The organism is Vibrio sp. Y20_XG_PY13 (genome assembly GCF_024181925.1).
In the GTDB taxonomy this organism is placed as follows: Bacteria; Pseudomonadota; Gammaproteobacteria; order Enterobacterales; family Vibrionaceae; genus Vibrio; species Vibrio parahaemolyticus.
Genome location: NZ_JAMZAL010000002.1, coordinates 92,625 through 108,068 on the forward strand (window position 1 = coordinate 92,625; position 15,444 = coordinate 108,068).

Genomic DNA, 15,444 nt, shown 5'->3' on the forward strand with positions numbered 1-15,444 from the left:
TCTCCTTACTTAGCTTTTCGTCGCATCGTAAGAAAGATCGTTTCCGTCTGTCCAACCTGCGTTTTTCGCGCCGCGTTCTACCACTCGTTGACGGAAAATATCAGAGACTTTCTCTGCGTCACCCGCAAGTAGTGCTTTTGTTGAACATAGCGATGCACACATCGGTAGTTTGCCTTCTGCGATACGGTTCGCACCGTATTTTTGGCGTTCTTCTTCTGAACCAGGTTCAGTGTTTGGACCGCCTGCGCAGAACGTACATTTGTCCATTTTGCCACGTTCACCGAACGCTTCTTGTTTCGGGAACTGCGGAGCGCCAAACGGACAAGCAAACAAGCAGTAACCACAGCCGATGCACAGATCTTTATTGTGAAGAACGATGCCGTCTTCTGTATGCTCGAAACAGTCAGCCGGACAAACCGCCATACAAGGCGCATCTGTACAGTGCATACAAGCAACAGAGATCGAGTTTTCACCCGGTTCACCGTCATTAAGTGTCACAACGCGACGACGTTGGATGCCCCATTCAAGCGCATCGTCGTTTTCGTTCTTACATGCAGTAACACAGCCGTTACACTCGATACAGCGTTTGGTGTCACATAGGAATTTCATTCGTGCCATTGTCAGACTCCTTACGCTTTACGAATGTTACATAGGGTTACTTTGGTTTCCTGCATCAAAGTAACAGGGTCGTAACCGTAAGTGGTTGCCGTGTTGGCAGCTTCACCAACAACATAAGGTTGTGTGCCTTCTGGGTATTTAGGACGTAGGTCTTCACCTTCGAACTTACCGCCAAAGTGGAACGGAATGAACGCCAAGCCAGGTTTCACACGACGTGTTACCATCGCTTTCACTTTGATGCGTCCCTTCTCTGCACCTTCAACCCAAACATCATCACCATCTCTGAAGCCAAGATCGTTCGCGTCTTTCGGGTTCACTTCAACAAACATTTCTTGTTGAAGCTCGGCAAGCCAAGGGTTTGAACGCGTCTCCTCACCACCACCTTCGTATTCAACCAGACGGCCAGAAGTCAGAACGATTGGGTACTCGCCCGATTTGTCTTGCTCTTGAATTGATTTATACAACGTAGGAACACGGAAGATTGCATCTTTGTCATCCCAAGTTGGGTAATCCGTTACAAGGTCACGACGTGGTGTGTACAGTGGTTCACGATGCAGTGGTACGCGGTCTGGGAACGTCCAAACAATCGCACGCGCTTTCGCGTTACCAAATGGGATACAACCGTGCTTGATCGCGACACGCTGAATACCGCCAGAAAGGTCAGTCTTCCAGTTTTTACCCTCTGCTGCCGCTTTCTCTTCAGCCGTTAGATCGTCCCACCAACCAAGTTGTTTCAACAACTTGTCAGTGAATTCTGGGTAACCGTCTTTGATTTCACAGCCTTTCGAGTAACTGTCTTCTGCAAGAAGGCTCTTGCCTTCGAATTCCACACCAAAGCGCGTACGGAAGTTACCGCCACCTTCTGCAACCGTCTTAGACGTATCGTATAGAATGTGTGTGCCTGGGTGTTTCATTTCCGGTGTACCCCAACATGGCCAAGGTAGACCGTAGGTTTCACCGTTGACAGGGCCACCTTCCGCTTCCAATGTGGTTTTGTGGAACGTATGCCAGTTTTGTTGGTGCGCTTTCAAACGCTCTGGGCTTTGGCCTGTGTAACCAATCGTCCACATGCCTTTGTTGAATTCACGCGTTAGGTCTTCAATCACCGGCTGGTTGTTTTCAACACGGATGTTTTTGAACAGAAGATCTGAATAGCCCAGTTTCTTCGAAAGCAGGTACATGATTTCATGGTCTGGTTTTGATTCGAACAAAGGTTCAATCACCTGATCACGCCATTGTAGAGAGCGGTTAGAAGCGGTAACACTGCCGTATGTTTCAAACTGCGTTGTTGCAGGAAGCAAGTAAACGCCGTCGGTACGGTCGTTCATTACCGCAGCAACAGTTGGGTATGGGTCCACAATCACCATCATGTCCAACTTCTGCATCGCTTTTTTCATCTCAACACCACGTGTTTGAGAGTTCACTGCGTGACCCCAGTAGAACATTGCACGGATGTTTTCGCGTTGACGAATGTTGTCTTTGTTTTCCAGTACGCCATCCACCCAACGAGATACAGGAATACCTGCACTGTTCATTGGTTTTTGACCACCGTAAGCGTTGTCATCGAAACGACCTTTAATCCATTCGTAATCGATTTCCCACACTTTTGACCAGTGACGCCAAGCACCTTCAGAAAGGCCGTAGTAGCCCGGTAGTGTGTCAGAAAGTACGCCAAGGTCGGTTGCGCCTTGTACGTTATCGTGACCACGGAAGATGTTTGCGCCGCCGCCTGATTTACCAATGTTACCAAGCGCTAGCTCAAGCACACAGTAAGCACGTGTGTTGTTGTTACCAGTAGTATGCTGAGTACCACCCATACACCAAACAATACAGCCTGGGCGATTTTCAGAAAGCAGTTTTGCTGTTTGGTAAACGTCTTCTTCGCTTACGCCTGTTACACGCTCAACTTCTACTGGCGTCCACTTCGCTACTTCAGCACGGATTTCATCCATACCGAATACACGTTGACGGATGAATTCTTTATCTTCCCATTGGTTTTCGAAGATGTGCCACAACACACCCCAAATGAATGCTACGTCAGAACCAGGACGAAGTGATACATAGTGATCCGATTTTGCTGCCGTACGTGTACGACGAGGATCCGCTACGACGATCTTACAGTTGTTCTTCTCTTTCGCGATCAGAATGTGCTGCATCGCTACTGGGTGTGCTTCAGCTGGGTTTGAACCAATGAACAGCATCGACTTACAGTTGTGCATGTCATTGAAAGAGTTGGTCATCGCACCGTAACCCCAAGTGTTTGCTACACCCGCCACGGTTGTTGAGTGACAAATACGCGCTTGGTGGTCAACGTTGTTAGTGCCCCAAAGTGATGCCATTTTGCGGAACAAGTACGCTTGTTCGTTGCTGTGCTTTGCGCTTCCCAAGAAGTAAACCGAATCAGGGCCGGACTCTTTACGGATGTCCATCACCTTGTTACCGATTTCTTCGATCGCTTGATCCCAAGAAAGCTTTTTCCACTTACCGTTTTCAAGCTTCATTGGGTATTTAAGACGGCGCTCACCATGGCCATGTTCACGCAGTGCTGCGCCTTTTGCACAGTGACCACCGGCATTAAATGGGTGGTCGAATGCAGGCTCTTGACCCGTCCAAACACCATTTTGAACTTCTGCGTAAATACCACAACCCACTGAACAGTGAGAACAGATAGTACGTTTTACTTCTGTTTTCGCTTCTGGATCGACTGATTTTGCTTGCGCCTTTTTCATCATTCCCGGTGCGAATAGACTAGCACCAACCACTGCGCCACCAGCGGCAAGCGAAGTGTTTTTCATGAATGCACGACGAGATACGCCAAGCTGGTTCGTTTCTTTGCTCACACTGTCGGAGCGTTTGACAAGTTTCATCCGTTATCTCCTAAAGTGTGTCGTAGTAATCGCGAATGTGTTGAGTTTCACGATACCCTTTCTTCTTCACGTCTTTCTCAGAAGGCTCAACCGTTTCTGAAGCAACGGCCACTTTCGTGGTTCCCGCAACAACAGCACCAGCAACGGCAGCGGTTGTGAAGCCTTTTAGGAGATCCCTACGGCTTGTGTTTATTTCTTTATTATCTTTCATCATTGCTTCCTTACCTTACGGTAGATCTTTGGAGACTCATGCCTCTCTATCGATATGACCAAGTACTGCTCGATTACTCGTAATCAGTGACGTTTTTCACATCAATTTTTAATTTGCTCTTACTGCTTTTGGTGTTCACGCTAAAGCGCACTTGCTCTAACGTTAAAAACGCATCGCAAAGCTGCGCAGCTGGCTTGTAGAAGTTCACGCTTTCTGCATTCTCTAGTTGGCGCGTAAAAGATTGGAACCAAGGGGCGATGTGTTTGTTAAACACCGCTTGTTGAAGTTCTTCCTCTTCACCCGTCAGCATTGCCATCACTTCGCACAGTGCAGAAATATGGTCTTCAGGCTCTTTCACGTTCTCTTCCCGTTCGATGCCTAAAAGTTCCAAATCGCGACGAATTTCCGCTAACGGTTTTTCCATCATCGAGCCCGTACGATGCCAAGACCCGAATGGCACAACTTCACCACGTCCAATGCCAATAAACAGATCTTGATATTCTTCTTCTAACGCTTCTCGCTGCGCTTCGTTCGCGGCTTCTTGCAGTGCGAGCCAAGCTTTTTGCATCGCGCTCTCAGACGGTTCAATTTCTAGCGATTTCAAGAACGCCAGCATTTCCTCACTTGGCGCACTACGAAAAAGCGCGGATAGAACGAGATAAATGTCCGTTCTCAGTGTTTGTTCTTGTTGTGTATCCACTGCGAGCTCCTAGTATTTCAATTGATTCATTGGATCAGCAGCCATCGACTCAAACATGTCGATCACACGACAGTCTTCACACATGGCGATGCGATTAATGGCGGCTTCATCAGAGAAATGAGAATGACCACGAAGCTTGTTTTGCAGCATGTCGATCATCGATTGCGGAGCAAAAGGCTTGTGACAGCGAATGCACTCGGCTGCCTTTTCTTCATGAATCACAACCGCTTTCTGGCGTTCTTCTTTCACCCAGTTCATACGAGGAGTAAGCGTCAGCACTTTCTCTGGACACGCTTTCTCGCACAGCCCACATTGAATGCAGTCTTGCTCGACGAATTTAAGTGACGGAGATTGGCCGTCCGTATGCAATGCACGTGTTGGACACACTGCCACACAGCTCATGCACAACGTACAATCTTTGCTTTCACAAGAGACCGTGCCGTAAGGTGCGTTCGCTGGCAGTTCAACAATGTTTTCAACTGGAATACGTGATGCGGACAACGCATCCAACGCCGTAAATAGACGCTGACGTTTGTTACCTTGCAAATCACCTAAAGCCAAATCAAAAGACTCGGTACAAAGTGTCGGAACACCTTCACGTAGTGACTCTAGATACAAAATGTCGATGGTTTCTTTAGCGATACCAAGCTGGTCGAGCAGCTCTTGAGCAATACCTACTTCGCTATTAAGCACACGAATAATGGTTTGAGGCATAAAACGCGAAGCCGCAAACAGCACCTGAGTGGCACCGTTCACAAGCGCGGCAAACCAAGTATCTATACCAACCGAAGGCAGTTCTTCCACCACAATTGGAATCACATTATCTGGCAGTGCTTTTAGTGCCATCACGTTATAGCTCTCGTGGCGTGAACTACAAATCAATACGATAGGATCTAAACCACCCGCTTGCTCATAGTTGGCTAGCGTACGTTCAATAAACTTTTGCGTATCTTCGGGGTTTGGCAATGCGTAATGAATAGCTTCTGTCGGACACGCTGTAGCACAAGTACCCACGCCTTGGCACAGGTATGGGTTGATCTCGATGCGATGGCCCGTTTTGTCGCTGCCTTCACTCGATAGTGCCCCTGCCGGACAAGCATCCACACAACGTTCGCAACCTTTTACGCCACGAGAGCTGTGTGCACATAGATCGGTATCTAAACGGAAGAATTTCGGTTTATCGAACGTCCCCATCAAGGTTGGAATTTCTTCCAACGCTTCAGCCAGTTTCGGATAGCCACGACCAACTGGGTAGTAGCCCGGTACTGGTACTTCTTCCGACATGCAGCTGTTTAGGCAAAGATCGAGTACGATATCGAAACAATCGCTATTGATCGCGACCTTGGCAAGATTGTTGGTCGAACCATGATTTTCAATGAGAACTTCAAACGTACCTAAGAACCCTGAAACCTGAACCGAATTGGCGTAGTAAAGCTCGGGATTTGTTCCCTTTTCGCCATCGGTAGAAAGCAGCGTTAGGCTGTTCATTTGCGACAATTGCGCTGCCGCACTTTCGATGATTGCCGTTGGACCCACAATCAAAGTATTACCGCCGCTTTCATAGCTTACGGTTGGTGGAATAAGATTGGTCAACTCTACGGTATTTTCGAAAGCGTACAGCCTCGCTTTACCGTTATTGGAAGTTGCTTGTTCTAATAATTGTTTCAGCATTGCTCAATTCCATTTATGAACATGGATAGTCTTTTCCATCTCTTAGTGTAGTTAGCGCCGGAGATTCTGCTGATTAACTTATCAATGAGCATTCTTATTCCGCCATCTATAGGCGATGAATACTACGCAGTGCGTCCGGACTAACTTCAACCAGATTGGTATTGAGCAACAAATAGCAAATGTCATGCCAATAAAATATCAACTAAAATTCAATCACTTAGATATTTTACCGACAAATAGTAGGGATAAAAAAACCGGTTGAGACATTTTGTCCCAGCCGGTTCATTGAGTGTTTAGTCAAAATGTACCTATTCTTTGTGTGGTATATTTTGTCTCACCTCGTTAGGCGGTGACTCCTCAGCAAAAGTATCACTTTCACCAGACACTGTATTTATATACAGTTCATTTTCATCTTGGGTAATTCCGGCACTTTTTTCGGCATTTGGTTCTGCGTCTTCAACCACTTCAGATGCGATATGGTCAGCGTTAAGTTCAGATCCTTGCGCCGTTTCAGTGTCTGGTTCTTCTTCCACTTTTTCTTTAACCCAATCACGCAGCGTCTCTGCGACGTCTTTAGAAAGTGACTTTAAGTTACTGTAATCATCATCGTAATCGTCTAGGCCATCACGCACGTTAAATTCTTCGGACAAGAACATTTTGCGCAGCGCGGCTTTCTTAACGCTTTCTGAAGCTTCAGAAACCAGCAGTTGCGCCACAGACATTTCTTCGGGCTTTTCAGTCTCTACACTCGCGGTAATGTCTGGTGACTGACTAACCTCGTTGACGTTCAAAGCGTCTGAGCTTTCGTCAGCGTTTGAAAGCGCTGTGACACAATCTTCGGATTGCTCCGTCTCTGCTATCGGCGTGATCTCTTCATCCTGTTGGGAAGATTCTTCTAATTTACGTTTCGACCAACGGCTTAAAAAACTAGTTGCCATTTGCTCTGCCCGCTCCTTTGCGTTTCTTACGTCTTACTTCTAATAACTCACCGTGACGACCAATAAAGGCTTCCATCCAAGCCTGAACGGCTAACGGCATATCGTTGGATAGTACAAGATTGTCGCCATCCATATATTGCGCCGCGACAGATTGTGAAGCCGTTAGTAGCTGTATCGCTGGTTTTTCACCAGACTCGACGTTATCCATCACTAAAAAAAGTTTAGGTTGCTGAGAGCTTAAGTTAAAGCGGTAGTCTGTACGCTCGTCTTTGTGCAATTGCAACAGACAAACATCTGGAGTCTCTTCCGTCGGATTTAGCGCAAATCCCGTCAACTGCCATTGGGTTGTCACCCAAATCCCTGTACTGATCTCATGCTCAACAAGCTCTACGCCAATTGGCCATGCGTCTTCAGTCTTCTCGTAATTGTTCTCGAAATCTTTCTTATCCGACATAACTCACCCAGTTTTTCTATTTTGGTCTGAAAACTCACAGGACATTTTGACCTTGGCTTTCATCCATTTCATCGCTACAAAGCAATAACCGCGCCAAATCAATCCTATACGCAGCGCTATACTCAAGTACCAAAGTAGTTGAAACTCAAATTTATTGATGTGTCATTACTGCGATATCGCAGTTTTAATGCATTGTTGACATAAAACCTCGCAATTTTTATGGGAACCGCTATTTTGGAACGAGATTTGCTTTGCTAACCACTTAGCAAGCTAAATGCGTAGCAACCTAACGCTCTTAATCACTAGGACACGACTGTGCTGAAACCAAATATTATTAAAACCAGTGAAAATCCCCTGCAAACCATTGAAGTCGATGTGTACGACGAGTACGGCGAAAAGCTCACGAAGCAAATCGCTTGCGAGCGTCCTCTTACGGTCATGCTGAACTGGAAAGAAGTGGTCACGCTCATGACGCTAGGTTCGCGTCCAGAAGCGCTAGTACTGGGTTATTTAAAAAACCAAAGCTTCCTGTCCGATCCAGCAGCGATTGAATCCGTCATTATTGACTGGGAAACGCATTCCGCAGCGGTGATTACTAAAGAAAATACCGAACATTTAGAAGGCGCTCTGAAAAAGAAAACCGTCACATCTGGCTGTGGTCAAGGCACCATGTATGGCAACGTGATGAAACAACTTGAGAACTACCAAGTGCCTCAAGTTCCGCTTAAGCAATCAGAAATCTACTCCGCACTAGAAGCGTTGACTCATTACAACGACACCTACAAAAAAGCGGGCGCGGTGCATGGCTGTGCGGTTTGCAAAGGCAATGAGGTATTGTCATTTGTGGAAGATGTCGGCCGTCACAACGCAGTGGATACGCTTGCAGGTGAGATGTGGCTCAAAGAAGAGACAGGTGAAGATAAAATTTTCTACACAACAGGTCGCCTTACATCAGAGATGGTGATTAAAGTAGCTCAAATGGGCATTCCTGTTCTACTTTCTCGCTCTGGCGTTACTCAAATGGGGTTAGATCTAGCGAAGCAATTTGGCATTACGACCATTGCGCGTGCGAAAGGTTTGCGATTCCAAGTATTTACCGGAGCGGACAAGATTGAGTTTGATGTGAAAGGCGAAAGCGCATCTCGTTAACGAGAACATATTACAAAACCGCCGATTAGTGTAAACTTATAACGATTGGGATAAGTAAATCATCACGTTATGAAGGCTTAACTAAGCGATATAAGCCAGAAATAGCAACGTTTGTTGTAGCAATAACAACACTTGTTTTAATTGATGCTAACTACAGCTCATTCACAAAGGATGTGAACTATGGACAATGACCAACTGTGGAATTTTTTGCTCACGCCCAGTGGCATTATGCTCTCAATGATCATTACATTTGGTGTCGTCGGCATATATGCGTATCTAACCGGTCAGTTTAAGGATTAAGACCAATTAAAAAAGCCTCGCTAAATAGCGAGGCTTTTACTTTTCAAGCGCTGTATGAGTGATTACGCGTCAACGCCACGAGATTTCAAGAACTCAGAGTAAGTACCTTTGAAGTCTGAAATCTTGCCATCGCGAATTTCGATAATACGTGTTGCTAGCGAGTCTACGAACACACGGTCGTGAGATACGAAGAACAACGTGCCTTTGTATTGCTCAAGCGCAGTGTTCAAAGATTCGATCGATTCCATATCCATGTGGTTGGTTGGTTCGTCCATTAGCAACATGTTTGGCTTGTGCATCATCAGCTTGCCAAGCAACATACGACCTTGCTCACCACCAGATAGCACTTTTACTGACTTCTTAATGTCGTCTTGACCAAACAGCATACGACCTAGGAAACCACGAACCACTTGCTCGTCGTCGCCCTCTTGACGCCATTGACCCATCCAATCCGTTAAGTTCATGTCATCTGCAAACTCATGCGCGTGGTCTTGCGCGTAGTAACCGATGTTTGCATTTTCAGACCATTTGAACTCACCCGCACGAGGTTCAAGTACACCAGCAAGCGTGTTTAGAAGAGTTGTTTTACCCACACCGTTCTCACCGATGATCGCAACGCGCTCACCCACTTCAAAAATTGCATTGAAGTCTGAGAACAAGTCCTCTTCAAAACCTTGGCTTAGGTTTTCAACAATCAGAGCGTTACGGAACAGTTCTTTCGACTGTTCGAAACGAATGAATGGGTTTTGACGGCTAGACGCTTTAACTTCGTCCAGTTTAATCTTGTCAATTTGCTTAGCGCGAGACGTAGCTTGTTTTGCTTTCGATGCGTTTGCAGAGAAACGCGCCACGAAAGTTTGTAGCTCAGCGATTTGAGCTTTCTTCTTCGCGTTGTCGCTAAGTAGACGTTCGCGAGCTTGAGAAGCCGCGGTCATGTACTCGTCGTAGTTACCTGGGTAAACACGTAGTTCACCGTAATCCAAGTCAGCCATGTGCGTACATACTGAGTTTAGGAAGTGACGGTCGTGCGAGATGATGATCATCGTGCAGTTACGCGCGTTTAGCGTGTCTTCCAACCAACGGATCGTATCCATGTCCAAGTTGTTGGTTGGTTCGTCAAGTAGCATGATGTCTGGGTCAGCAAACAGGATTTGCGCTAGAAGCACACGCAGTTTCCAACCTGGAGCCACTTCGCTCATTAAACCGAAGTGTTGTTCCATTGGGATGCCTACAGCAAGAAGCAGTTCACCCGCTTTTGCTTCTGCCATGTAGCCGTCCATTTCCGCGAATTGAACTTCAAGGTCAGCCACTTTCATGCCGTCTTCTTCGCTCATTTCTGGCAAAGAGTAAATACGGTCACGCTCTTGCTTCACTTCCCAAAGCTCTTTGTGACCCATGATTACCGTGTCGATAACCGTGAATTCTTCGTACGCGAACTGATCCTGGTTTAGCTTTGCAACACGCTCGTTTGGATCGTAGCTTACGTTACCGCCTGTTGGCTCAAGCTCACCGCTTAAGATCTTCATAAAGGTTGATTTACCACAACCGTTAGCCCCGATTAAGCCGTAGCGGTTACCTTCGCCAAACTTAACTGAGATGTTTTCAAATAACGGCTTAGCGCCAAATTGTTGAGTGATATTCGCTGTGGAGATCAAAACCTTTACCTTAGCAATTTAAGTGTATTGAGAAAAAACCGGGCAACGGTACTGCTTCAAGCTACATACTTCAAGTTTTGTTTTTATTAATTAATGGGAAATATGTTTCGTTACCTGTGTTTTTCTGTACGAAAAGGCGAAAAATCCATGTCATTTGTCGTACTTAAAGTGGCAACGAAGGATAAGATGAGTAGATAAGAAAAAGGCCAGTCTTCACTGACCTTTTTTGATGGAACTGGCGTTGGTTTACATTACGCGATGTTCGTCACTTCCAGCAGTAGCTCGGCTTTCTTTGGTAAATAGATGCTGAATGTACTTCCTTTACCCCACTCCGATTCGGCTTTCAGCTCGCCACCGGTTTGACTAAGAATACTTTGCGAAACCGACAAGCCTAATCCGGTGCCGTCGCGTTTCGTCGTGTAAAACGGTGAGAAAATTCGATTTAAGTTTTCTGGTTTGATACCACAACCATCGTCGATAACATGAATCGCTGCGCCCTTTATTTCACCTTCTTCAATCCAATCTTCACTCATTACGATCAGTTTTCCTTTGCCGTTCATCGCATGAATGGCGTTCATTTGCAGGTTAACCAAAATTTGTAGCAAGTGATGGCGATTAATTTCAACTGGCGTATGCGCTTGTAAATCGGTAACAAATTCGACGTCGCGCTTCTTAGTACCGGTTTTGACCAATGTGATGCTCTCATCAATGATCGGGTTGACATGTTGCCAAGTGATTTCATCTTGAACACCGCCTTGGCGACTGTATTGCAATAAACTGCGAGTGATATTGCGGATACGGTCAATTTGCGCGTGAATTGCATCAATTTCTTCTTGAACTCGACTCGCATCTTCACCCAACTCAAAGTGAATCAACTCAACGTTACCAAGAATTACCGCAGTTGGATTATTGATTTCGTGTGCAATCCCGGCGGTCAGCTCACCGAGCGCCGCTAGTTTTTCATGCACTACCAATTTATCGCGGGTTTGGTTGAGCAACTGAATGTGAAGTTCGAGTTCCTCAGTTTTTTCTCGCAAGCTAGCCGTTCGCTCTTGAACTTTACACTCCAACTGCGCCGCAGCATTTTTGAGTTCGATTTTGCGATCTTCCAAGGCGTCAAGCATATTGTCGAACTGTCTAGCCAACTGCGCCAACTCATGATGATCATCCAGCCCCAGTGGACCAATACGTTTCTCTTTGCCAAGTTGAACGAGCTTAACGACTTTATGAATGCGCTCTATTGGCCGGAACAAATCACGCGAACCACGATAAACCATGACGCCAGAAACCAGTAATAGCATTAAGGTAATAAGGCTGATTTCGGCGATGTTGGTCATGTACGCTTTCACAAATGGCCACATCAGGTAGCCGGTATAAAGCATGCCAATGACGTTATCGTACTGGTCTTTGATTGGTTGATAAGCGGTGATGTACCAGGCGTCGTACACATACGCGCGGTCGACCCATTGCTGACCTTGAGAGAGCACTTGGTTATACACTTCTGCACTCACTCGCGTACCAATAGCGCGCCCTAGCCTATGGTCGCTGTCTAGAGGAACGTTGGTGCTCACACGCAAATCATCAAGAAACACGGTCAACGTACCCACAGGGCGAAGGCGGTCATTATCACTGAGATAAATGAGATCGCGGATTTGATCCACCAGCACAGTACTGTTGTTGAGGAGCAAACCACCATCAAGGAAGCCGATCAAATCGTTCGCTTGGCTGTATACCGGAATAACGGTACGGCTCACCAAGCCGCGCGCTTCCATTCCACCGTCAGCCAGAATGGGCACTTCGGCCCGTTTGGCGAGTTCCGGATCGAGCTGTTCGAGCTGTTCCCGATTGAGTACATCAAAAAACGATTCGCGCTTGGTGAGATCCATAAAACGGAATTTGTTTTCCATCGAATTAACGCGTTGGAAAGAGAGAAAGTCTAGGGAGTAACGTTTTTTCTGTTCAGTAACCCACTTTTGTAGCTCGTCTTGTGGTGTCCCTTGATTGATTCGGGTTCGGAAGTCGTAGGAGTCAGCAAACGCTCGCACGTAATTGGCTTGCTTTTGTTGTAACAACGTCACGCTGTTATTTGCTACACCCAAACGCTCTGACACATCCAGCAGCGCGTTTTGCCACGTGTAATGGATAGACCAATAAATCGTAATACCGATCAGCGCTATCAACGTAAGGAAGATCGGTGCAGAGGTTAAAATCAATAAGCGATAACGCACCATGGTTTTAAAACGGTGCGTCCATTTCGACAATCCTTTGTGCTGCTGCCAGTTAGTCGGCATATCCCTCATCCTCAGAATCCCATTCTTTGTACTTGCGTTCTAACGTCTTGCGTGCAACGCCTAAGTCGCGCGCTGCTGCCGATTTATTGCCCTCATGCAAATTAACAACTTGTTTGATGTGCGCTTTCTCGACTTCTTTTAAAGTCCAATTGTTTGGGTAGCCTTCGCCAGTAAATTCTTTGCCTTCTCTAAAAGTTGGTAACTCGGCGGAGTGAGAAACGGTAATCGAAACATTAGGCAGAGAATGACCTCCGTTCAGCTCTCGCCAGTAATGTGCTGGTGGCTTACCAAGCAAAATGCAGCGCTCGATGAGGTTCTTCAGCTCACGAATGTTGCCCGGCCAATCGTATTCACTCATGGCTTCCATGTCTTCGTGCGCCCATTTTGGCGCAGGCATACCGAGCTCGCGCGTCAGCATGTTGCTGAAAAATGGCACTAACTCAAATAAGTCGGTTTTGCGCTCTCGTAGCGGACACACTTCAATTTTCAGAACGTTTAAACGGTAATACAGGTCACTGCGAAAATTGCCTTGGTTAACCTCTTCTTGCAGATTACGGTTGGTTGCCGCCACGATACGGACATCAATGCTGATCTCTCTTTCTGAACCGACAGGACGAATTGTACGCTGCTCTAACACGCGCAATAATGATGCCTGCATGGAAAGCGGCATTTCTCCAATTTCATCAAGGAATAAAGTGCCGCCATTCGCTACGCGGAACAAACCTTCGCGTGACTTTTTCGCTCCAGTAAACGCACCTGATGTGTGACCAAATAACTCACTTTCGAGTAGCTCTGGCGCAATCGCCCCACAGTTGATAGGCACAAATGGGCCCGTTCGCCCACTTGCTTGGTGAATGCCTCGCGCGACCAACTCTTTGCCCGTACCTGATTCGCCTTCAACCAATACTGAGGCACGTGATGGAGCAAACTGTGTGATAAGTTGTTTGAGCTGACGCGTTTTTTCTGAACCACCAATGATCTCGGAAGTATTGTGACGCTGATAATCACGCTTCATAGCGTACTGCATGCGCTCGTTCAAACGGCGATCCATACAGCGGCTGACCGCTTTTAACATCTGCTCAAGGTTAAATGGTTTGAGGATAAAGTCGGAAGCACCGAGCTGCAGCGCTCGAATGGCAATTTCTAGATCCGCATAACCCGTCATGAAAATCACATCGGCGCGTTTTTCATCATCTTCAAACGCTTCTTCCCATTCAATCCCAGAACGCCCCGGCAGATTAATATCCAGCAAAATCAAATCATAATGGCGAGAATTGCGCAGTTGTTCTGCTTCTTCGATGCTGCCTGCGGTGTCGACATGTGAGAAAAGCTTTCCCAATGCCTTTTTTAAAATGGCTTGCATGCCCAATTCATCATCAACGACCAGTACGGAAAAGGCGTTATATTGTTGGTTTGTACTAATATGGGATTGAGTAGACATATTTACCCCAGATGGATTCGGATGGGACAGAGTGTACCAAGTTTGAAACGATATACCCTACAAAAAGTGCGACATTTTGTACCAACGCAAACTTTTGTGCAAATAACTCCATGAATCCGCGCATAAATCAAACATTTTCGGCTTGTAAAATGTTGGCATCTTGTTTGCTATAAGGGGTATCCAAGTGATCTCAGGATGTTGGAGAACTTGCTATTCCAACACCCTAAGGCAACTTGTGATTTGAGCAATCAAGATCGCTCCGGAGACTTCGCTGTCACCTAGACGGATAGAAGCCAAAGAATCATTGGAAAGGAAACACATAAAAATGAAAAAAATTGCGCTAACATTGGCCGCAACGTCAATCACGCTTGTAAGCTACTCTGCATTTTCTGCTCAAGACGCTGAACACGTCCGCCTAGCAACTACAACCAGTACTTACCACTCGGGCTTGCTTGACTACCTACTTCCACAATTTGAAAAAGACACTGGCTACAAAGTCGATGTTATTGCTGCCGGTACTGGCAAAGCGCTAAAAATGGGCGAAAACGGTGACGTAGATTTGGTGATGACTCACGCACCAAAAGCCGAAGGCACATTCGTTGAGAAAGGCTACGGCGTTCTACCTCGTAAGCTGATGTACAACGACTTTGTGATTGTTGGCCCTAAAGCAGATCCAGCAAAAATCAAAGATGACGAAAGCGTGTTAGATGTGTTCAAAGAGATCGCGAACAAAAACGCAACGTTCATCTCTCGCGGCGATGATTCTGGTACGCACAAAAAAGAAATGGGCTTTTGGGCTCAAACTAAAATCGAACCAAACTTTGGTGGCTACCGCAGCGTAGGTCAAGGTATGGGCCCAACTCTGAACATGGCGTCTGAAATGCAAGGCTACACAATGTCAGACCGCGGTACATGGTTGGCTTACCAAAACAAATTGGATCTAGAAATTCTGTTCCAAGGCGATGAAAAACTGTTTAACCCGTACCAAGTTATTCTTGTTAACCCTGAGCGCTACCCAACAATCAACTACCAAGGCGCGAAAGCTTTCAGTGATTGGTTGGTGAACCCTCGCGGTCAGGAACTTATCAATGGTTTCCGCCTGAACGGTAAACAACTGTTTGTTGCGAATGCTGAGAGCAAATAACGCAA

General features: G+C 46.4%; 12 protein-coding genes. 2 read left to right on the forward strand and 10 right to left on the reverse strand.

Going from position 1 to position 15,444, the window contains the following annotated elements; all coding sequences use genetic code 11:
• Nucleotides 1-9: 9 nt before the first annotated feature.
• The 7 genes from fdh3B to NL646_RS05655 form a co-directional block, all read right to left on the reverse strand.
• Nucleotides 10-618, reverse strand: coding sequence for a formate dehydrogenase FDH3 subunit beta (gene fdh3B, locus NL646_RS05625; RefSeq protein WP_005453840.1), 609 nt, complete (start codon nt 616-618; stop codon nt 10-12).
• Between the two features lie 11 nt (nt 619-629).
• Nucleotides 630-3,485, reverse strand: a complete 2,856-nt coding sequence (locus tag NL646_RS05630) for a formate dehydrogenase subunit alpha (protein ID WP_077280450.1) — start codon at nt 3,483-3,485, stop codon at nt 630-632.
• A gap of 10 nt (nt 3,486-3,495) precedes the next feature.
• On the reverse strand, nt 3,496-3,696 hold the full coding sequence (locus tag NL646_RS05635; RefSeq protein ID WP_005396171.1) for a twin-arginine translocation signal domain-containing protein: 201 nt from the start codon (nt 3,694-3,696) through the stop codon (nt 3,496-3,498).
• Between the two features lie 73 nt (nt 3,697-3,769).
• Complete coding sequence (locus tag NL646_RS05640) at nt 3,770-4,396, reverse strand: molecular chaperone (protein WP_023625034.1); 627 nt, start codon at nt 4,394-4,396, stop codon at nt 3,770-3,772.
• A gap of 9 nt (nt 4,397-4,405) precedes the next feature.
• Nucleotides 4,406-6,067 (reverse strand): 4Fe-4S dicluster domain-containing protein, encoded by a 1,662-nt coding sequence (locus NL646_RS05645; protein WP_253663959.1) that lies wholly within the window; start codon nt 6,065-6,067, stop codon nt 4,406-4,408.
• Between the two features lie 308 nt (nt 6,068-6,375).
• The gene (locus NL646_RS05650; protein ID WP_253663960.1) at nt 6,376-7,005 is read right to left on the reverse strand and encodes a DUF3306 domain-containing protein; all 630 of its coding nucleotides are present in this window, start codon (nt 7,003-7,005) and stop codon (nt 6,376-6,378) included.
• The gene (locus NL646_RS05655) at nt 6,995-7,459 is read right to left on the reverse strand and encodes a DUF3305 domain-containing protein (RefSeq protein ID WP_005396177.1); all 465 of its coding nucleotides are present in this window, start codon (nt 7,457-7,459) and stop codon (nt 6,995-6,997) included. Before NL646_RS05655 ends, NL646_RS05650 begins: the two co-directional genes overlap by 11 nt.
• A 315-nt stretch (nt 7,460-7,774) precedes the next feature.
• On the opposite strand from NL646_RS05655, the gene NL646_RS05660 reads away from it, so the two are divergent.
• Nucleotides 7,775-8,608, forward strand: coding sequence for a formate dehydrogenase accessory sulfurtransferase FdhD (locus NL646_RS05660; protein ID WP_005396179.1), 834 nt, complete (start codon nt 7,775-7,777; stop codon nt 8,606-8,608).
• 362 nt (nt 8,609-8,970) lie between these two features.
• Here NL646_RS05660 and NL646_RS05665 read toward each other — a convergent pair whose 3' ends face one another.
• The 3 genes from NL646_RS05665 to NL646_RS05675 all read right to left on the reverse strand — a co-directional run bounded on the left by NL646_RS05665 (nt 8,971) and on the right by NL646_RS05675 (nt 14,295).
• A complete protein-coding gene (locus tag NL646_RS05665; RefSeq protein ID WP_253663961.1) occupies nt 8,971-10,563 on the reverse strand; it encodes an ABC-F family ATPase in 1,593 nt (530 codons plus the stop codon).
• A gap of 251 nt (nt 10,564-10,814) precedes the next feature.
• On the reverse strand, nt 10,815-12,854 hold the full coding sequence (locus NL646_RS05670) for a cache domain-containing protein (protein WP_025606087.1): 2,040 nt from the start codon (nt 12,852-12,854) through the stop codon (nt 10,815-10,817).
• Nucleotides 12,844-14,295: a sigma-54 dependent transcriptional regulator gene (locus NL646_RS05675; RefSeq protein ID WP_005453875.1), complete on the reverse strand. Its 1,452-nt coding sequence runs from the start codon at nt 14,293-14,295 to the stop codon at nt 12,844-12,846. Before NL646_RS05675 ends, NL646_RS05670 begins: the two co-directional genes overlap by 11 nt.
• Before the next feature lie 325 nt (nt 14,296-14,620).
• On the opposite strand from NL646_RS05675, the gene NL646_RS05680 reads away from it, so the two are divergent.
• Nucleotides 14,621-15,439, forward strand: a complete 819-nt coding sequence (locus NL646_RS05680; protein ID WP_005479446.1) for a substrate-binding domain-containing protein — start codon at nt 14,621-14,623, stop codon at nt 15,437-15,439.
• Nucleotides 15,440-15,444: the final 5 nt, after the last annotated feature.

Excerpts from the sequence above, each read along its gene's own strand:
- fdh3B (WP_005453840.1), bottom strand. The coding sequence starts at position 618 with ATGGCACGAATGAAATTCCTATGTGACACCAAACGCTGTATCGAGTGT.
- NL646_RS05630 (WP_077280450.1), bottom strand. The coding sequence starts at position 3,485 with ATGAAACTTGTCAAACGCTCCGACAGTGTGAGCAAAGAAACGAACCAG.
- NL646_RS05635 (WP_005396171.1), bottom strand. The coding sequence starts at position 3,696 with ATGAAAGATAATAAAGAAATAAACACAAGCCGTAGGGATCTCCTAAAA.
- NL646_RS05645 (WP_253663959.1), bottom strand. The coding sequence starts at position 6,067 with ATGCTGAAACAATTATTAGAACAAGCAACTTCCAATAACGGTAAAGCG.
- NL646_RS05650 (WP_253663960.1), bottom strand. The coding sequence starts at position 7,005 with ATGGCAACTAGTTTTTTAAGCCGTTGGTCGAAACGTAAATTAGAAGAA.
- NL646_RS05655 (WP_005396177.1), bottom strand. The coding sequence starts at position 7,459 with ATGTCGGATAAGAAAGATTTCGAGAACAATTACGAGAAGACTGAAGAC.
- NL646_RS05670 (WP_025606087.1), bottom strand. The coding sequence starts at position 12,854 with ATGCCGACTAACTGGCAGCAGCACAAAGGATTGTCGAAATGGACGCAC.
- NL646_RS05675 (WP_005453875.1), bottom strand. The coding sequence starts at position 14,295 with ATGTCTACTCAATCCCATATTAGTACAAACCAACAATATAACGCCTTT.
- NL646_RS05680 (WP_005479446.1), top strand. The coding sequence starts at position 14,621 with ATGAAAAAAATTGCGCTAACATTGGCCGCAACGTCAATCACGCTTGTA.